Origin of the sequence: Nocardia sp. NPDC058058, from assembly GCF_042885355.1 — a bacterium.
Classification (GTDB): Bacteria; Actinomycetota; Actinomycetes; order Mycobacteriales; family Mycobacteriaceae; genus Nocardia.
This window is the reverse complement of the sequence record NZ_JBHVSA010000007.1, coordinates 153,192-170,637: the sequence shown is the minus strand read 5'-3', so window position 1 is coordinate 170,637 and position 17,446 is coordinate 153,192. Positions and strand designations below refer to the sequence as shown.

At 67.9% G+C, this 17,446-nt stretch carries 18 protein-coding genes; 13 read left to right on the top strand and 5 right to left on the bottom strand.

Features of this window, described 5'->3' with window-relative positions; translation table 11 throughout:
- Positions 1-7 precede the first annotated feature (7 nt).
- From ACFVUS_RS43335 to ACFVUS_RS43310, 6 genes are all read left to right on the top strand, one after another.
- A complete protein-coding gene (locus ACFVUS_RS43335) occupies positions 8-856 on the top strand; it encodes a class II fructose-bisphosphate aldolase (RefSeq protein ID WP_387781217.1) in 849 nt (282 codons plus the stop codon).
- A gap of 106 nt (positions 857-962) precedes the next feature.
- The gene (locus ACFVUS_RS43330) at positions 963-1,895 is read left to right on the top strand and encodes a hexose kinase (protein ID WP_387781214.1); all 933 of its coding nucleotides are present in this window, start codon (positions 963-965) and stop codon (positions 1,893-1,895) included.
- Between the two features lie 115 nt (positions 1,896-2,010).
- Positions 2,011-2,418: a hypothetical protein gene (locus ACFVUS_RS43325; RefSeq protein ID WP_387781211.1), complete on the top strand. Its 408-nt coding sequence runs from the start codon at positions 2,011-2,013 to the stop codon at positions 2,416-2,418.
- A gap of 99 nt (positions 2,419-2,517) precedes the next feature.
- Positions 2,518-3,312 (top strand): ABC transporter ATP-binding protein, encoded by a 795-nt coding sequence (locus tag ACFVUS_RS43320; RefSeq protein WP_387781208.1) that lies wholly within the window; start codon positions 2,518-2,520, stop codon positions 3,310-3,312.
- Positions 3,309-4,130, top strand: coding sequence for an ABC transporter permease (locus ACFVUS_RS43315; RefSeq protein ID WP_387781205.1), 822 nt, complete (start codon positions 3,309-3,311; stop codon positions 4,128-4,130). The genes ACFVUS_RS43320 and ACFVUS_RS43315 overlap by 4 nt, the downstream gene beginning before the upstream one ends.
- On the top strand, positions 4,127-4,930 hold the full coding sequence (locus ACFVUS_RS43310; protein WP_387781202.1) for an ABC transporter permease: 804 nt from the start codon (positions 4,127-4,129) through the stop codon (positions 4,928-4,930). The genes ACFVUS_RS43315 and ACFVUS_RS43310 overlap by 4 nt, the downstream gene beginning before the upstream one ends.
- Here the strand turns inward: ACFVUS_RS43310 and ACFVUS_RS43305 are convergent, their stop codons facing one another.
- Positions 4,931-5,296 (bottom strand): DUF4345 domain-containing protein, encoded by a 366-nt coding sequence (locus tag ACFVUS_RS43305; protein WP_387781199.1) that lies wholly within the window; start codon positions 5,294-5,296, stop codon positions 4,931-4,933.
- 57 nt (positions 5,297-5,353) lie between these two features.
- Between ACFVUS_RS43305 and ACFVUS_RS43300 the strand changes: the two genes are divergently transcribed.
- Positions 5,354-5,962: a helix-turn-helix domain-containing protein gene (locus ACFVUS_RS43300; protein ID WP_387781196.1), complete on the top strand. Its 609-nt coding sequence runs from the start codon at positions 5,354-5,356 to the stop codon at positions 5,960-5,962.
- An 89-nt stretch (positions 5,963-6,051) separates the two neighbouring features.
- A complete protein-coding gene (locus tag ACFVUS_RS43295; RefSeq protein WP_387781193.1) occupies positions 6,052-7,155 on the top strand; it encodes an ABC transporter substrate-binding protein in 1,104 nt (367 codons plus the stop codon).
- A gap of 21 nt (positions 7,156-7,176) precedes the next feature.
- Here the strand turns inward: ACFVUS_RS43295 and ACFVUS_RS43290 are convergent, their stop codons facing one another.
- Together ACFVUS_RS43290 and ACFVUS_RS43285 are read right to left on the bottom strand one after the other, a co-directional pair.
- Complete coding sequence (locus ACFVUS_RS43290; protein WP_387781190.1) at positions 7,177-8,199, bottom strand: XdhC family protein; 1,023 nt, start codon at positions 8,197-8,199, stop codon at positions 7,177-7,179.
- 13 nt (positions 8,200-8,212) lie between these two features.
- Positions 8,213-9,013, bottom strand: a complete 801-nt coding sequence (locus ACFVUS_RS43285; RefSeq protein WP_387781187.1) for an NTP transferase domain-containing protein — start codon at positions 9,011-9,013, stop codon at positions 8,213-8,215.
- 78 nt (positions 9,014-9,091) lie between these two features.
- On the opposite strand from ACFVUS_RS43285, the gene uraD reads away from it, so the two are divergent.
- From uraD to ACFVUS_RS43260, 5 genes are all read left to right on the top strand, one after another.
- On the top strand, positions 9,092-9,601 hold the full coding sequence (gene uraD, locus ACFVUS_RS43280; RefSeq protein WP_387781184.1) for a 2-oxo-4-hydroxy-4-carboxy-5-ureidoimidazoline decarboxylase: 510 nt from the start codon (positions 9,092-9,094) through the stop codon (positions 9,599-9,601).
- Positions 9,598-9,915, top strand: coding sequence for a hydroxyisourate hydrolase (gene uraH, locus ACFVUS_RS43275; RefSeq protein ID WP_387781182.1), 318 nt, complete (start codon positions 9,598-9,600; stop codon positions 9,913-9,915). The genes uraD and uraH overlap by 4 nt, the downstream gene beginning before the upstream one ends.
- A gap of 5 nt (positions 9,916-9,920) precedes the next feature.
- On the top strand, positions 9,921-11,297 hold the full coding sequence (locus tag ACFVUS_RS43270) for an 8-oxoguanine deaminase (RefSeq protein ID WP_387781179.1): 1,377 nt from the start codon (positions 9,921-9,923) through the stop codon (positions 11,295-11,297).
- 262 nt (positions 11,298-11,559) lie between these two features.
- Positions 11,560-12,375: an FAD binding domain-containing protein gene (locus ACFVUS_RS43265; protein WP_387781176.1), complete on the top strand. Its 816-nt coding sequence runs from the start codon at positions 11,560-11,562 to the stop codon at positions 12,373-12,375.
- A complete protein-coding gene (locus ACFVUS_RS43260; protein ID WP_387781173.1) occupies positions 12,372-15,314 on the top strand; it encodes a molybdopterin-dependent oxidoreductase in 2,943 nt (980 codons plus the stop codon). Before ACFVUS_RS43265 ends, ACFVUS_RS43260 begins: the two co-directional genes overlap by 4 nt.
- Before the next feature lie 45 nt (positions 15,315-15,359).
- Here ACFVUS_RS43260 and ACFVUS_RS43255 read toward each other — a convergent pair whose 3' ends face one another.
- Together ACFVUS_RS43255 and ACFVUS_RS43250 are read right to left on the bottom strand one after the other, a co-directional pair.
- Entirely contained in the window at positions 15,360-15,836 is a 477-nt protein-coding gene (locus ACFVUS_RS43255) for a DUF1772 domain-containing protein (RefSeq protein ID WP_387781171.1), read from the bottom strand.
- A gap of 112 nt (positions 15,837-15,948) precedes the next feature.
- Positions 15,949-17,094: a lipase family protein gene (locus tag ACFVUS_RS43250; RefSeq protein WP_387781168.1), complete on the bottom strand. Its 1,146-nt coding sequence runs from the start codon at positions 17,092-17,094 to the stop codon at positions 15,949-15,951.
- Positions 17,095-17,446 lie beyond the last annotated feature (352 nt).

Below are 17,446 nucleotides of genomic sequence, written 5' to 3'. Positions count from 1 at the left end.
AGAATCCATGCTCACCCCGATTCCACGACTGATCGAACTGGCCCGGCCGGGCGGGCTCGGCGCGTTCAATGTGATCACCCTCGAACACGCCGAAGCCATCGCCGCCGCCGCGGAAGCCGTGGAAAGGCCCGCGATACTTCAGATTTCGGAGAATACGGCGCGCTATCACGGGAGCGTGAAGCCATTGGCCCGCGCCTGCCTGCAAATCGCGCAGGACAGTTCGGCCGCGCTCGCGGTGCATCTGGACCATGCCACCGAGATCGATCTGGTCAAGGAGGCGGTCGAGGTCGGGATCGGTTCGGTCATGTACGACGGGGCGGCGCTGGACTATGCCGAAAATGTCGCTGCCACAGCCGCGATCACGCGGTGGTGTCATGAACGCGAGGTCTACGTCGAGGCCGAGCTCGGTGAGGTCGGCGGGAAGAACGGCGCGCACGTGCCGGGCGTGCGCACCGATCCGGATGAGGCCGTCGCCTTCGCCGCCGCGACCGGGGTGGACGCGCTCGCCGTCGCGGTCGGCTCGACGCACGCCATGCAGACCCGCGCCGCGACCCTGGACACCGATCTCATTGCGAGGTTGGCGAAGGCACTGGATATCCCGCTGGTCTTGCACGGTTCGTCGGGTGTGCCCGATGATGGCCTGCGGTCCGCCGTGCGGCACGGCATGGTGAAGATCAATATCGGCACCCGGTTGAATATCGCGCTCACCGAGGCGGTCCGCACCGCGCTCGCGGCGGCCCCGGCCAGCTCCGATCCGCGAAAGTATCTGGGCCCGGGCCGGTTCGGCATCCAACGGGATGTGGAGCATCACCTACGCGTGCTCGGCACCCGAATCCTGCGGGCCGTACCGGACTGATCCGTCCGAACTGCCGCCTTTGCGAACCCTTTCACTGCCCATTCGAGAGGTTTGGGTCTTGCGTCCGATGTGCGGACATGAACTAGTTGTCAGGGTGATCCTCACCGTGACCATGAACCCCGCCTACGACATGACCTATCGGGTCGAGCAGTTCGAACGGGGCCGCGCACACCGGGTGCGCTCGGTGGATCAGCGGCTCGGCGGTCGCGGCATCAATGTCAATCGGGTGCTCAATCAGCTGGGCAAATACGCGCGCGCCACCGGATTCAGCGATCACTCGTTCGCCGCCGCGGCCGAATTGGAGATGCCCGTCGACTTCGTGCACGCACTGCCGTGGGTGCGGCGCACCGTGGTGATCAGCGAATCCGGGGACGGCACCGCCACCGCGCTCTGGGAGCCCGGGCCGCGCATCTCCGAACCGCACGCGGTCGATCAACTGCGGGTGCGGGTCGCGGGCATGCTCTCGGATATGAGCGGCATGGTCATCGCCGGATCACTACCCGGCGGCGTCGACCCCGGCCTGCCCGCCGAACTCGCCCGCACCGCCGTGCACGCCGGGGTGCCCACCATCTGCGATCTCGACGGGACGGCGCTGGAACTCTCCGCCCGCGTGCCCGGGGTCATCCTCACCCCCAATACCGAAGAGCTGGAACGACTCACCGGCCGCCCCGCCACCACCGTTCCGGAAGTGCTGGCCGCGGTGGACCCGCTCATCGCCGACGGCGCGGGCGCGGTCATCGTCACCCGCGGCGGTGCGGGCATGATCGCGGTCACCGCCAATCGCGCCTGGTCCGCCGCCCTGCCCGAACCGCTCGCGGGCAACCCCACCGGTGCGGGCGATGCCGCCGTGGCGGCCATCATCGCGGGCCTCGCGGGCACCCGCACCCCCAACTGGCCCGCCCTGCTCACTGACGCCGTCGCCACTTCGGCCGCCGCCGTGGTCATTCCGGTCGCGGGGGAGATAGACCGCGTCCTGCGCGACCGGTTGATGCCGACCGTTCGAGTCACCGAATTGGAACCGGTGGCCGCTCGCTCATAGTTAGCGGGTAATCCCCACGGCGGCTGTGCATGACTGTGGACAGGTGGCGCACGGCACTGCCGCGCGGCGGCGTGGTGACCGGATCGGCCCGGCGCGGCGGGGTAAATTCGCTGGGATGCCGGATCTGCGGACCCCGTCCGACCACGGGCAGGGAGTAGACGAGACGTACCGGATGCCGCGGGCGGTGCGCGCGGCACAGTTCATCGCGGTGCTCATGGCCCTGGTCGGAATCCTGTGTACGGCGTCCTCCGGCTGGTTGCTGGGAAGTAGTTCCGCCATCCAGACCGCGATTCCATTCATACCGGCGTGGCTGCTCGGGCTGGTGGCGTTGACCTTTCAGTCCGAGGGCCAGTCGGTGCGCATCGGCGCGATTCTGCTGGCCGTGCTAAATATGCTGTGGACGGTGCCGTCGATCACCGACGGGCATCCGCCGGGACCGCTCGGCCCGATCACCTCGCTCGTATTGATCGTGCTGCTGTTTCGCCGGGAAGCCCGGGACTGGTTCGAACCCTCCGGCTGGTGAGGATTCGGTAACCGGATTCGGGCGGCAGTCGTAACCGGCGCGAAATCCAGTCTGCCGATTCGCAATCTCGGTGCAATTCCCTGCTCCTATCGTGGCCCTATGAGCTCGGGCGGAACAGGCATACACATCAGCGGTTTGAGCAAGACCTTCCGCTCCGGGCGGCGCACTGTCGCCGCGCTGGACTCGGTCGACCTGCACACCGACGAGGGCGCGTTCCTGTCCTTGCTCGGGCCCTCCGGCTGCGGGAAATCCACCATCCTGCGCATTCTCGCCGGGCTCGACACCCCGAGCGCGGGCACCGCCCGCATCAATGGCGAGACACCGGCCGAACTGCGGCGCAGACACGAATTCGGCATCGCCTTCCAGGATTCGGCGCTACTGCCCTGGCGCACCGTGGAATCCAATATCAAACTGCCATTGCAGGTCGCCGGACTGCCCGCCGATCCCGGACTGATCGCGGACCTGATCGCCCTGGTCGGACTCGAAGGCTTCGAGAAGGCCAAACCCGCGCAGCTGTCCGGCGGTATGCGGCAACGGGTTTCGATCGCCCGCGCACTGGTGGTGAAACCCAAGATCCTGCTGCTGGACGAACCCTTCGGCGCACTCGACGATATGACCCGGCAGCGGCTCAACCTGGAACTGCTGCGCATCTGGACCGAAAAGCCCGCCACCACACTGATGGTCACGCACGGCATCGCCGAAGCGGTGTTCCTGTCCGATGTGGTCGCGGTGATGAGCCCGCGGCCCGGCCGCGTGGTCGAGATGGTCGATATCGACCTGCCGCGCCCGCGCACCCCGGAGATGATGCGCACCACCGAATTCCACAAACTCTGCGACTATCTGTCCGAGCTGCTGTTCGGGCGCACCGGACAGGGCGGGGTGGTGACCGAATGACAAGCACGGCAACAGAATCGGTGCGGGACGAACCGCGCGGCGCGCTGACCGCGCTGCGCGGGCGGCTGCACATCTCCACGCTCGGCGGCCTCGCGGGCATCGTGATCCTGGTGGGGGTGTGGGCGGTGCTCGCCGCACTGCACGTGGCCAATGGCACCGTGCCCGGGCCGTGGCAGGTGCTGCACACCATGTACACCGACGGCTGGTCGCTGTACGGGCCGAACTTCAAGGTGACCGCCTGGGGCGCGCTGCAGGGATTCGTCTGGGGCAATACCCTCGCCATCGCGCTGGCGCTGCTGGTGGTGCTGATCCCGCCGATCGAAATGCTCGTCACCCAGCTGGCCATCCTCAGCTACTGCACACCGCTGCTGGCGCTCGGGCCGATCATCCTGGTGGTCTTCGGCGGGCGCACGCCGACCGTGTTCCTGGCCGCCATGTACTGCTTCTTCCCGACCATGGTTGGCGCGGTCTCCGGCCTGCGCTCGGCCGACGGCACCAGCCTGGACCTGGTGCGCGCCTACGGCGGCGGCCGCTGGCAGCGCATGCGGCGGGTGCAATTGGTGTCGGCGCTGCCGAATACCTTGGCGGCGTTGAAGATCGCCGCACCCTCGGCGGTGCTCGGCGCGATCATCGGTGAATATCTGGGCGGGGTGGACAGCGGTATCGGCGTCGCGCTGACCGCCGCGCAAACCGCGTACAACGTGCCGCGCACCTGGGGTATGGCGCTGGCCGCCGCCGCACTCGCCGGACTCGGATACGCGGTCGTCGCCCTGATCGCCCGCGCCGCCCTACCCTGGACCCGAGCAGAGGTGCGATGAAAGCCCTGAACATACTGCGGCCGATCGCCGGATTCCTACTGCCGCTACTGGTTTCGCTGATCCTGCTGGTCGTGCTCTGGTACGGCTTCCTGCAGCTCTATCCGCAGGTCGGCCTGGTCGGCAAGAGTCCGGGGGACGTATGGAAGTACCTGGTCACCGGCCCCACCTCCGGCACCGCGCGGCAGGCCATCTTCGCGGAAATGCGAATCACGCTGCGCGACGCGGGAATCGGCTTCATCGCCGGACTCGGCGGCGCGCTCGCGGTGGCGGCGCTGTTCGTCGGCGTCCCGGCGGTATCGCAGGCGTTCCTGCCGGTCGCCATGCTGCTGCGATCGGTGCCGCTGGTCGCGCTGACCCCGATCATCGTGCTGGTGTTCGGGCGCGGGGTGCTCGGCGTCACCGTCATGGCGGCCATCGTGGTGTTCTTCCCGGCACTGGTCATGATCATGACCGCGCTGCGCGGAGCGCCGAAACAGGCGATGGAACTCGTTGCCGCGTACGGCGGTTCGCGCTGGACCGCGATGCGCATGGTGTCCATCCCGGCCGCGCTGCCCTCGGTGTTCGCGGCGGCCCGGGTCTCGGTGCCGGGCGCGCTCATCGGCGCGCTGCTCGGCGAATGGCTGGGCAGCGGAACGGGATTGGGCGCGGGGCTGATCCGCGCCATCCCGACCTTCCAGTACAACCGATTGTGGGCGTCCATCGCACTGGTCACCGTCGTCTCGGTATTCGCGTACGCGGTGGTCGGCGTGCTGGAGAAACTGGTGCTGGCGCGGTTCGCCCCGCAACAGGGCCGCGATTAGTCACAGCGTGAGCAGCAGCAGACCCGCGGCGACAATCTCCACACCGCAGTAGAACCAGTTGGGATAGAAACCGGTGGCATCACCGAGCAACCGGGAGATGATGCGCCCCAACGCCATTCCGCCCAGCGCGGCCGCGACTGCGATGACCGCGCCCGGGCGGATATCGCCCACATCGGCGGCGGCCGCGCCCAGCAGCGCCGCGATCGCGATGCCGAACCCGCCGTAGACGGCCCGGATCTCCGAACGCGCCACCGGCGAATCGATACGAATGCCGAACGGCTGCGCCAGCGCCGCCGGCACGGCCAGCGCGTACAGGCCCATCAGCAGGAAGAACGCCGCCACGACGAGGATCAGAACGGTGCCCATGGAACCTCCCGGAAACGATGCGCCGCACGCTGCGGCCACCATGCGATGATCGGCGCTGTGCCCGCCGACCCGCTTCCGGAAACGTGCTACCCGGCCACCGTGTGGCTCGGGCCGGGCTATGCGGTCTACCTGGGGCCTTCGCTGCGCCTGGACCCGCACTCGGGCTCGGTGCACTGTCTCGTGATCGGTGTCGACGCACCGTTCACGCTGCGCATCGGCGATCACGAGGAAGTGGTTCGCAGTGCGCTGATCCCGCCGCGCACCACCCATCAGGTGATCGCGGGCGGGGAGCGCATGCTGTTCCACTACATCGATCCGGTTGCGATGGATACGCGAATAACCGCCGCGCTGAAGACGATTCGCGCCGATATCGCGATGAACCCGGCCGCCGCCGAACTGGCCGCCGACGCCAATCTCTCGGTCTCGCGGTTCCTGCACCTGTTCTCCGCCGAGACCGGGACCAGCTTTCGCCGATACCGGAACTGGGCGCGGATGGCGCAGGTCATGCGCGCGGTGGCGGCGGGCGCCGATTTCACCACCGCGGCCGTCGACGCCGGGTTCGCATCGCCGAGTCATTTCAGCGATACCTTCCACGCCATGTTCGGGCTGACCGCCGGTGCGCTACTGCCGAACACGCGTTTTGTGGTGTGCGGTGACGAACCCTGAACCCGCCGTCGCGCGTTAGTTAACCTGGCGCACACAAATACGTCGGCGAAAGCAAAATAATCGAAACTGAATGGCCCTAGGTTCGGTACATGAGTCGTTTGCGTCAGCCGGGTTCGGTTTCTCCCCTGTCCATGGATCGGCGATCCTTCCTTCGCGCCGCCGGGCTCACCGGCGCACTGGTCGCCGGTGGTGGCCTGCTCGCCGCGTGCGGAAAGGACTCGTCCAGCTCCGGAAACGGCACCACCGCCGACGGATCCAAATACGGGACCGTCGCGGTGCAGTTGTCCTGGCTGAAGAACATCGAATTCGCGGGCGAGTACTTCGCGGATTCGAAAGGCTATTTCAAGGACGCCGGATTCGGTTCGGTGAATCTGGTCGCCGGCGGCGCGGCCAGCACCTCGGTGGAGGCGGGCCTGGGCACCGGCAAGATCTGGATCGGCATGTCCGCGCCGCAGACCACCGCACCCGCCGTGCTGGAGGGCTTGAACGCCAAGATCGTCGGCGCGACCTATCAGAAGAATCCGTTCTGCATCGTGAGCTCGGCGGGCAAGCCGATCAACTCACCGCAGGATATGAAGGGCCGCAAAATCGGTGTGCAGGACACCAATCAGCTGATTTTCAACGCCCTGCTCACCGCCAACGGCATGACCCCGAACGATGTCACCATCGTGCCCGCGCAATTCGACCCCAGCCCGCTCGCCAACGGTGAGGTGGACGGCTGGGTCAGCTACGTCACCAATGAGCCGATCACGCTGAGCGCCAAGGGATTCGCGAACGCCAACTTCATGTTCGCCGATTACGGGCTGCCGCTGACCGCGGAAACGCTCACCGTCAGCCAGCACACCATCGACAATGAGCGCGAGAAATTGAAGGCGTGGCTGGTCGCCGACATCAAGGGCTGGCGGGACGCGGTGGCGAATCCGGCCGAAGCCGCGCGTTTGGCCGTCGAGGTGTACGGCAAGGATCAGCGACTCGATCTGGAAGAGCAGAAGAAGGAGGCGATCGCGCAGAACACGCTGGTGGTGTCACCGGAAACCCAGTTCGATGGATTGTTCACCATGAGCGAGGCGTTGATCGCGCACAACATCACCGCGCTGGGCAAGGCCAAGATCGATATCACGGCCGACAAGCTGTTCGATATGTCGATTCTGAAAGAGGTCTACGCCGAGCATCCGGAACTCAAGCAGGGCTGAGGATTTCGGGGATTTCGGGTCCTACGACACCAGCGTGTGCCGCTGCGGCGGGCCACCCAGGCTCGACAGTGGTTCCGCGCTGGTGCTGTTCCGGGTGGCCAGCAGTTCGGCGGTGATCGACACCGCGGTCTCGGCGGGGGTGCGCGCACCCAGATCCAACCCCGCCGGGGCATGCAGCCGCGAGAGCGTCTCGTCGTCGAAACCGCCCGCCTGCAAGGCCTCCATCCGATGCGCGTTCGCGGCCCGGGAACCCAGCGCTGCCAGGAACCCGAGCTCGGGTAGTCGCAAAGCGATTGTCAGCAGCGGTATTTCGAATTTCGCGTCATGCGAGAGCACCACAACCGCTGTGCTGGAATTGATCTCACCCGCCGCCGCCAGGGTATTGAGATAGCGATGCGGCCAGTCCACCACCACCTCGCAACCCGGGTAGGCATCGGCATTGGCGAAGGTCGGGCGGGCATCACACACCGTCACCCGATAGCCGAGCAGCCGGGCCTGAATCGCCAGCGCACCGGCAATCGCATTGGCCCCCACGATGATCAGGCGCGGCGGCTGTGCGAACGAGGAGACGAACACATCCGAATCCGGCAGCGACACCAGTTCGGTGCCGTGCTTGCGATCGGTGATCAGATGCTGGCCGATCACATCCGGATCCGAATGCCACACCACCGTGAAAACGGTGACCTGGCGCTGCGCCGCCATATCGGCCGCCACATCCGGGAATTCCGGAAAATGCCTGCGCGAGAACGGTTCCGTGAACACATCCAGGGTGCCGCCGCAATCCATTCCGGCATCCAGGCCACTGCCCGGGGCGAAACGATGCAGACCACGTCGACCGGTGCGCGCCGCCTCCACCGCCGCCTCGTACGCGGCCGCCTCCGCGCATCCCGCCGACACCGAACCGAAGGCCCGGCCCTCCGCGTCGACCACCATGGCCGCGCCGATCGGAAGCGGAGTGGAACCCATGGTGCGCACCAGGGTGGCGAGCCCGCCCGTCCGGCCGCTGTGCCACACCCGTAGCAGGTCGTCGACGATATCGCGCATCACTAGCTCCCGATCACCGTGTGCCGCACGGGTAGTCCCGGTCGATCCCCGTCGCTAGGTCATCACACGTGACGCACACCATATCCGCTCTTCCTCGCAAATAAGTCCCCGCCCCATAATTTCCTGTGGCATTCACCATCACGTCGGCCCAATGCGCGCGGCCCAATACCACCGGATGCCCCGGAGTCTTCCCGAAAAAGGCGCGCGCCAAACCGCTCTCGGCGGTGCGCGCGGCCGCGATCACCCGGCGCACCACATCCGGGCCGACATCGGGGGTATCCACCGGCATGATCGCGACGTGACTCGGCGGACCGGTGATCATGTCCGGAACGCTAATGCTCCCGGCGCGGGAATTACCGCCCGCAGTATTCCCCGCAGGGGTAATACCTTCGGCAGCAGTCCGCGTCGCAATGAATTCATCGGGGGTGATTTCGCCCGGTGGAAAGGCCGATTTCGAAGCCGAGGCGGGCGCGGTGAACAGGCTCGGCGCGGCCGATACGGCGGCCAGACCCGCCTTCATCGAGGCGCTCACCCCGGTCGCCCAGTCCGACGCCCACACCGGACGCGCACCCTCCGGCACCGGGATGCGGGGCGTTTGCGAGACGAGCCAGGCTGGGCCGGAACCGGATTCGTCATCGCGTCGCGCCGGGCCGGTCGCACCCAGCACCACGAAAACCCGCGCACACCCGCCGGCGCGCAGCGCGTGCACCGCGGTGCGCAACCACGCGCCATCCTCGGCCAGCGCTTTCGGCATGCCGTAGCGGGTGCCTGCGCCCGCCGCCAGCACAATGCCATCGCAGCGATCGGGGGTCATGCCAGGCAGGGTAGCCCCGCGTACTGATCTTCGCGCTTCGAGTGGCGGGGGCGGTTGCCATCGCCGATGCTGGAGGCGATGACGGACAACCGGATCGGCCTCGACGAATTCACCGCGCTACCCGAGACAGCGGCGGTGGAATTACTGCTGACCTGCTGCTCCGCACCCGCATGGGCACACGCCGTCGCCGCGCGCCGCCCCTTCGCCGGTATCGATGAACTGTTGCGCGCCGCCGATGCCGAACTCCGTGAGATCTCCCAAAGTGAAATGGAACGTGCCCTGTCCGGGCACCCCCGGATCGGGGACCGCACGGACAGTGCCGCCTCCGCCCGCGAACAAGCCGCAATGGCGGACGCCGACACCGCCGTGCGCGCCGCGATTGCCGCCGGGAACCGCGAGTACGAGGCAAAATTCGGACAGGTGTACCTGGTGTGCGCCACCGGGCGGACGCCTGGCGAATTGCTGGCCACGCTCACCGCTCGACTGGGAAACGACCCGGACACCGAAAGGCGCATCGTGCGAGAGGAATTGGTGAAGATCAATCGAATCCGGCTGCGGCGGTTGTTCGATGCGGCGGACGCCGCATGAGCACCCTGAGCACCCACGTACTCGACGCGGTACTCGGCACGCCCGCCGCCGATGTCACCGTGACGCTGTTCGATTGGGATGGAACCGAATTGGCCGCCGGTCGCACCGACGCCGACGGACGCATCGGCGCCCTCGCCGAACTGCCCATCGGGGACTACCGGCTGCGCTTCGGCACCGGCGGCTATTTCACCGCGCAGGGCATCGACGCGTTCTACCCTGAGGTGATCATCGCCTTCACCGTCACCGGGGAACGGCACTACCACGTGCCACTGCTGCTCTCACCCTTCGCGTACTCCACCTATCGAGGGAGCTGAGCCCCATGACTGCCGCCGCCGATCCGAATGACGCACTGATCATCGACGGCTGTGCCATCGCCACCGTCGACGCGGCCGGAACCGAATACCGGGACGGACACCTCGTCGTGCGCGGGAAGCGCATCGAGGCGGTGGGGGCGGGGCCCGCGCCCGAGGTGCCCGGGGCCACGCGTATCGACGGGCGGGGTTGCCTGCTCACACCGGGCTTGATCAATACCCACCATCACCTCTACCAATGGGTCACACGCGGGCTGGTGCCCGATGCCACGCTGTTCGAATGGCTCACCGCGCTCTATCCGATCTGGGCTGGGATCGACGCCGACGCCACCCGCATCGCCGCGACCGGCGGGCTCGCCTCGCTGGCACGCACCGGGTGCACCACGACCACCGACCACCACTACGTCTTCCCGCGCGACGCCGGTGATCTGCTGGCCGCCGAGATCGACGCCGCCGCACAGGTCGGGTTGCGCTTCCACCCGTGCCGGGGCTCGATGGATCTGGGCCGCAGCGCGGGCGGGCTGCCACCGGATTCGGTGGTCGAGACCCTGGACGACATTCTCGCGGCCAGTGCGGACGCGGTGGCCCGGTACCACGACCCCGGGTTCGACTCCATGCTGCGCATCGCGCTCGCGCCCTGCTCGCCGTTCTCGGTCTCGGCCGACCTGCTGCGCGAATCCGCGCTGCTGGCAAGGGAACTCGGGGTGCGGCTGCATACGCACGTCGCCGAGACCCTGGACGAGCAGGAGTACTGCCTCGCCACGCACGGCGTCACTCCCGCCGACTACATGGACAAACTCGGCTGGGTCGGGCCCGACGTGTGGTGGGCGCACGCCATCCACCTCGACGACAGCGCCATCGCCACCATGGCCCGATCCGGTACCGGAGTCGCGCACTGCCCCACCTCCAACGGCCGCCTCGGCGCGGGCATCGCCCGCACCGCCGACCTGCTCGCCGCCGGGGTGCCCGTCGGCCTCGGCGTCGACGGCGCGGCCAGCAATGAGGCGAGTTCGCTGATCGAGGAACCCCGCAACGCGCTGTTCTTCGCCCGCCAGCGCGGCGGACCGCAGGCATTGTCCGTGCGCACCGCGCTGGAGCTGGCCACCATGGGCGGCGCCCGAACCCTCGGCCGCGCAACCGAAATCGGCTCCCTGGAACCGGGCAAGCTGGCGGACCTGGCGCTCTGGGACCTGTCCACCCCCGCCCACGCGGGCATCGACGACCCGATCACCGCGCTCATCCTGGGTTCCGCCCCGCCGCTCGCCGCGCTCCTGGTGAACGGCCGAATCGTGGTGCGCCACGGCGAAATCCGCACCATCGACGAAGCTCAGGTCGGTCGCGACGTGGCCCGCACCCAAGCCGCCCTGGTGGCCAAGGCGGGCTGACCGCGCACAATGGCCATGGCCACGGGTCGGGGTCGATGCCAAGGTGCGTTCGCCGCGATGTCGGGCCGCGGCTGCATCCGATGCCGCCGGGTGCTCGACGGGCATGGAATGGTCGGATGATCGGATCATGAGAAGAGTTACCGGCACGAAACAGGTGTGAGGGGTGTCGCAATCTCCGCGCAACTCGTGGCTCGTAATCTGAAAGGGAAGTCGTTACCAGCTGGCGCGGGGACGGCCCCGCAGGTGAGAGCAGGTGATGACAATGGATCTGGATACGATTCGAGAGGTGCTGATCGCCCGCGACCGGGCCGATCTGAAGGGATTGGGCGCGGGCACGGCGGTGCTCGCCGGAGGCACCTGGCTGTACTCCGAACCGCAGGATCACCTGGAACGGCTGATCGATATCACCCGCCTGGGGTGGGCCCCGCTCACCATCGATGACGCCGGGCTGGAAATAGCCGCCACCTGCACACTCGACGAATTGGCCACCGGGGACTACTCGGCGCGCTGGCCTGCGGTGCGACTGTTCGAGCAGGCGTGCGGCGCACTCGTCGCCTCGCACAAGATCCGGCGGACGGCCACGGTCGGCGGCAATATCTGCCTGGCGCTCCCGGCGGGCGCGGTGGCGGCGGCCCTGACCGCCCTGGGTGGATTCGGGCTGGTCTGGGGGCCGCGCGGCGATCAGTGGATTCCGCTGTCGCACTTCGTAACCGGGGTGGGGGAGACTGTTCTCATGCCCGGCGAAATGCTGCGGGCCATTCGGATACCGGAGTCGAATCTGCGCTCGCGCACCGCATTCCGCAAGATCGCACTCGCCCCACTTGGGCGATCGGGTGCGGTGGTCATGGGCCGCCGCGATGCCGACGACACCTGCGTGATCACCCTCAGCGCCGGGACCATCCGGCCGGTGGTGCTGGAATTCCGCGCGCTGCCCACCATAGGCGAACTATCGGCAACGATCGCGGCGCTGGATTCCGGCCTCTGGTACGACGATCCGCACGGCGCACCCGACTGGCGACGCGAGATGAGCGGCCGCCTCGCCGCCGAAGTCCTCGCCGAATTGGGCGGTCGGCCATGAGATTCGAGGTGGACGGCACCCCGGTCGACAGCGCCGCTCGCCCCGGGCAATGCCTGCGCACCCTGCTGCGCGAGACCGGCCACCAAGCCCCGAAGAAGGGCTGCGATGCCGGCGACTGCGGCGCGTGCACCGTCCTGGTCGACGGTGCGGCCGTGCACTCCTGTGTCTACCCGGCCCATCGCGCCGAAGGCCGCACCATCACCACCGCCGCCGGACTCGGCACCGAGGGTGCGCCGACCGACCTGCAACGCCGATTCATCGACAACGCCGCCTTCCAATGCGGCTTCTGCACCGCCGGAATGCTGGTCACCGCAACCGAACTGGAGCGCACCGGCGACCTCACCCCCGCCACCCTCCCGGAAAAGCTCAAGGGCAACCTCTGCCGCTGCACCGGCTACCGCGCCATTACCGATGCGCTCACCTCCGGCCGCCCCGGCTGTGCCGCGAACGGTGGGACTGCCCTGAACGGCGGGACCGCCCCGAATGGTGCGCCTGCCCCGAATGGTGCGGCGAGCAGGAATGGTGCGACCGCTACGAAAAGTGCGGCCGTGGCAAGCGTTGCGGTCGCCTCGGAATCGGAAGGTGCGGCCGTTGCCTGTGGCACGCGGTCGACCAGGGCCGGAGCTGGGACCGGGGTAGGAGCGGGGACCGGGGCGCTCGCGGGTGGGCGGATCGTGCGCGGGGCGGAGCCGTTCACCATGGATACCGGTATGGGGGAACAGGATTCGGGCAAGGTGCCGCCGGGGGAGGTGTTGCGGCTGGAGGTGGTGCGCAGTCCGCACGCGCATGCGCGGATCATCTCGATCGATACCACCGCGGCGGAGGCTGTTCCGGGTGTGCGGGCGGTATTCACCCACGCGGATGTGCCGGGGTTGCCGTATTCGACCGCGCGGCATGAGATTCGCGAGGACGATCCGGACGACACCCGCATGCTCGACCGGGTGGTGCGATTCCGGGGCCAGCGCGTGGCGGCCGTGGTCGCCGATTCACCGGCCGCCGCGCGGGCGGGCTGTCGCGCGATCAGCGTCGAATATGAGCTGCTGCCTGCGGTTTTCGATCCGGAGGAAGCGCTCGCGGAGCACGCGCCGCTACTGCACGCGGATAAGGGGCCGGACTCGCGGATCGCCGATCCCGGACGCAATGTGGTCGCCGCTGCGCAGGGGCGGGTGGGGGATGTCACGGCCGGGCTCAGCGCTGCCGTCGAAGTGGTGCAGGGAGAGTGGCGGACGCATCGGGTTCAGCATGTGCACCTGGAGACGCACGGCAGCATCGGCTGGCTGGACGCGGACGGTCGGCTGGTGTTGCGCACCAGCACCCAGGTGCCGTTCCTGGTGCGCGATGAGCTGTGCCGACTGTTCGGGCTGGAACGTTCGGGCGTAAGGGTTTTCGCGACCCGCGTCGGCGGCGGCTTCGGCGCCAAACAGGAGATGTTCACCGAGGATCTGGTGGCACTGGCCGTCCTGAAGACCGGGCGGCCGGTGCAGTACGAGCTGACCAGATCCGATGAATTCCACACCACCTGCCGCCACCCCATGCGTGTGCGGGTCACCGCCGGGGCCGATGCCGACGGCATTCTCACCGCCCTCGCCGTGGATGTGCTCGCCGACGCCGGAGCCTACGGAAACCACAGTGTCGGAGTGCTTTTCCACGGGGTCGGGGAATCGGTCGCCATCTACCGGTGCCCGAACAAGCGCGTCGACGGGCGCGCGGTCTACACCAACAATGTCCCCTCCGGCGCGTTCCGCGGCTACGGCCTGGGCCAGGTCATGTTCGGCGTCGAATCCGCCCTGGACGAACTCGCGCGTCGAATCGGCTTGGACCCCTTCGAATTCCGGCGCCGCAATCTGGTGCGCGCCGGTGACGAGCTGATCGGCGGTGCGGGCCATGCCGAACCCGACCTCACCATTGCCAGCTACGGCCTCGACCAGTGCTTGGAGCTGGCCGAACAGGCCCTGCGCCGCGGCAATGGCGTACCCGCGCCCGGCCCGGACTGGCTGATCGGCGAGGGGATGGCCCCCGCCATGATCGCCACCGTCCCGCCGCGCGGGCACACCTCCACCGCGCACGCCACCCTGCTGGCCGACGGGAATATCGAACTGCGCGCGGGCACAGCCGAATTCGGCAATGGCACCACCACCGTGCTGGCGCAGATCGCCGCCACCGTGCTCGGCACCGATATCGGGCGGATCGTCATCCGGCACGCCGACACCGATGTCACCGCCCACGACACCGGTGCTTTCGGCTCCACCGGCATCACCGTCGCCGGTCGGGCGGTGTATGCCGCCTGTGCACAACTTCGCGACCGCGTTCTGCGCCGCGCCGTCGACCTGACCGGTCTCGACGCCGACCGGCACGCATTCGTGCCCGGCGGCATCCGCGTCGACGGCCGATTCCTCACCGCCGCAACGCTTGTCGCGGACGGTGCACTCACCGCCGCCGCCACCCACGACGGGACCCCGCGCTCGGTCTCCTTCAATGTGCACGCCTTCCGGGTCGCGGTACACCCGGACACCGGCGAGGTCCGCATCCTGCAATCCGTGCAGGCCGCCGACGCGGGCACCGTGCTGAACCCGGTCCAGTGCCGCGGTCAGGTGGAGGGCGGGGTGGCGCAGGCCATCGGTTCCGCGCTGTACGAGGAGATGCGCGTCGAGCAGGGTGAGGTGCTCACGAAAACCCTGCGGCACTACCACATTCCGCAACTCGCCGACCTGCCCCGCACCGAGGTGCTGTTCGCGGAGACCGCCGATCCACTCGGCCCGCTGGGCGCGAAATCCATGAGCGAATCGCCGTACAACCCGGTGGCACCGGCCCTGGCCAATGCCATCCGGGACGCGGTAGGCGTTCGACCGCAACAACTTCCGATGACGGCCGATCGCATCTGGCGACTGCTGTGCGATGCCGGAACGACAGCGGCCCCGCACCTACCGGTGCGGGGCTGATGACCGTGCGGTCGTGAAGGGTCGAGACCATGCGATCCTGGCCGATCAGAACAGGGCGACCGCGATGCCCAGTCCGGCCAGCGCCACCGCCTGCAGGCCGACCCGGTAGGGCAGGATGCTCTCCCAGCGGTCCTGCAGCGCACGGGCATTCGCGGGGATGACGCCGGTCCGGGCGGCGGCGGTCTGCACGGTATTGATCGGCTTGGCGACCCGGACGTAGAAGCCGAGCCAGCTCACCAGCGCGAGCACCGCCACACCCGCCGCGATGGCGGCGCCGAAATGTCCCGACACCAGGGCGGCCGCGGTGGTCAGCACGGCGGTGATGACGCCGCCCGCGCCGAAGGCCGGCATCCGCTTATCGCCGTAGTAGTGCCCCCACCCGGCCGAGGTGGTCACGGCCGCGTCATCGAGGTGCTTGTTGACCGAGCGGATGATGGCGGCCGCGGAGATATCGGTGCCGTAGACCGCGCCATTGGCGAGGATGGCGGCGATGGCGAGGATCTGGCCGGTGGTGGTGAGCATGTCGTGCCTCTTCCGATTGAAATCTAGCATCGCTAGGAACTGGAGCAACCATAACAGTAGCTCGGCTATGTTGTCTAGCGTTGCTAGATTTCAGTCCGGAAACCCGGCGTGATCAGGCAAAGAGATTGCGCACGAACGGAACCGAGTCCGGCAGCGAGGCATTGACCGTGCCGTCGTGATTGGTCGGGTAGGTGTGCAGCGTGACGGGCTGGCCGTTCGCCTGCAATCGCGCCGCGAATGCCAGCGTCGCCGGGGTGATCACATCGGTGTCCAGCAGGCCCTGACCCATGAAAAGCGGCTTGTCGTAACCGGATTCGGGCAGACCCATCACGCGGGTGAGCAGGCCGGGCAGATCCGGGATCTGCGAGAGCGGCCGCGAGAACAGATCGCCGACGATCACATTTTCGGCGCTCAGCTCCTCACCGAGCGACTCCAGGCATGAGGTATTGGCGAGATTCAGCCAGTTGCGGCCCGCATCGGTCAGGTACGACTCGATATTGAGCTCCGGATACGTCGTGCGCAGGCCGTTCAGGATGTACAGCACATATCCGGTGCTGTGCGGCGGCAGCTTGGTCGGCGGCATGCCCGGCCCCAGCGGCAGCAGAATGTCCTCGATATAGGCCGGTACGCCGGTGCCGACCGCGCCCCGGTAATCGAGTCCCGGTCCGCCGAATTCGGTCGCGTAGCGCGCGGTGAAGACCGCCGCGCCGCCACCCTGTGACTGCCCGACCACCGCCCACTTATGCGATAGCGACGCATAGTGGCCGGTCGCGGCCTTGACCGCGTCCACGACGTTATGCGCCTCGACCGTGCCATTGAGGTACGGATGGTCGCCCGGGGTGCCCAATCCGGCGTAGTCGGCGGCCACGATCGCGTAGCCCTGTTTCAGCCAGGTGCCCAGGTAGGCCCAATCCCGTTCGCGCGCACCCGGTCCGGCGATGGAGTAGGCGCATTCGTCGCCGAGGCCGATGGTGCCGTGCGCCCAGGCGATCACCGGCCAGCCCCCGGCGGGCGCGTCACCGGGCGGGAAGTAAACCGCCGCACTCGTGGTTGTGGGTCGGTCGTTCGCGGTGGTGCTGCCGTAGAGAATGCGTTCCGCGCGGGCCGAGCCGGGCAGGACGGCGGCCGGTGCGAGCGGTTCCACCGAACTCACCGCGCCGATCTCGGTGGCAGGCGCTGCCAGTGCGCTCGGCACGCTGACCAGCGCCGCGATCGAAGTGGCGGCCAGGGCCGTCGTGCACAGCCATCGTTTCGGCATCGAAGCTCTCCTTAGGTTCTCTGACGTCGCACCTGCGCTGGACGCGTGCCCAGATTAGGGCCTTTGGGGTACCCCGGGTGGTGTGCCCCACAGCCATCAAGATCACAATCGATTGTGAAGGTCCTCACAGCTCGCCGTCCATCGGCGCGTCGCGTGCCGGTGGCCGTCGTCACCCAAACAGTACGGGCGTTATGCAAAACTGCACGTCAGAGCTACTCGCAAGTAGATCCCCCGGCTGCAATTAACAAGCAAATTTCGCAGCATTAGCAAAAGCACGGCCAAAGCTAGCCGGGATTCACACTTGCAACAGGTAGACGCACATTTTTTCCTGTGCCATCGTGTGGAAGTACAC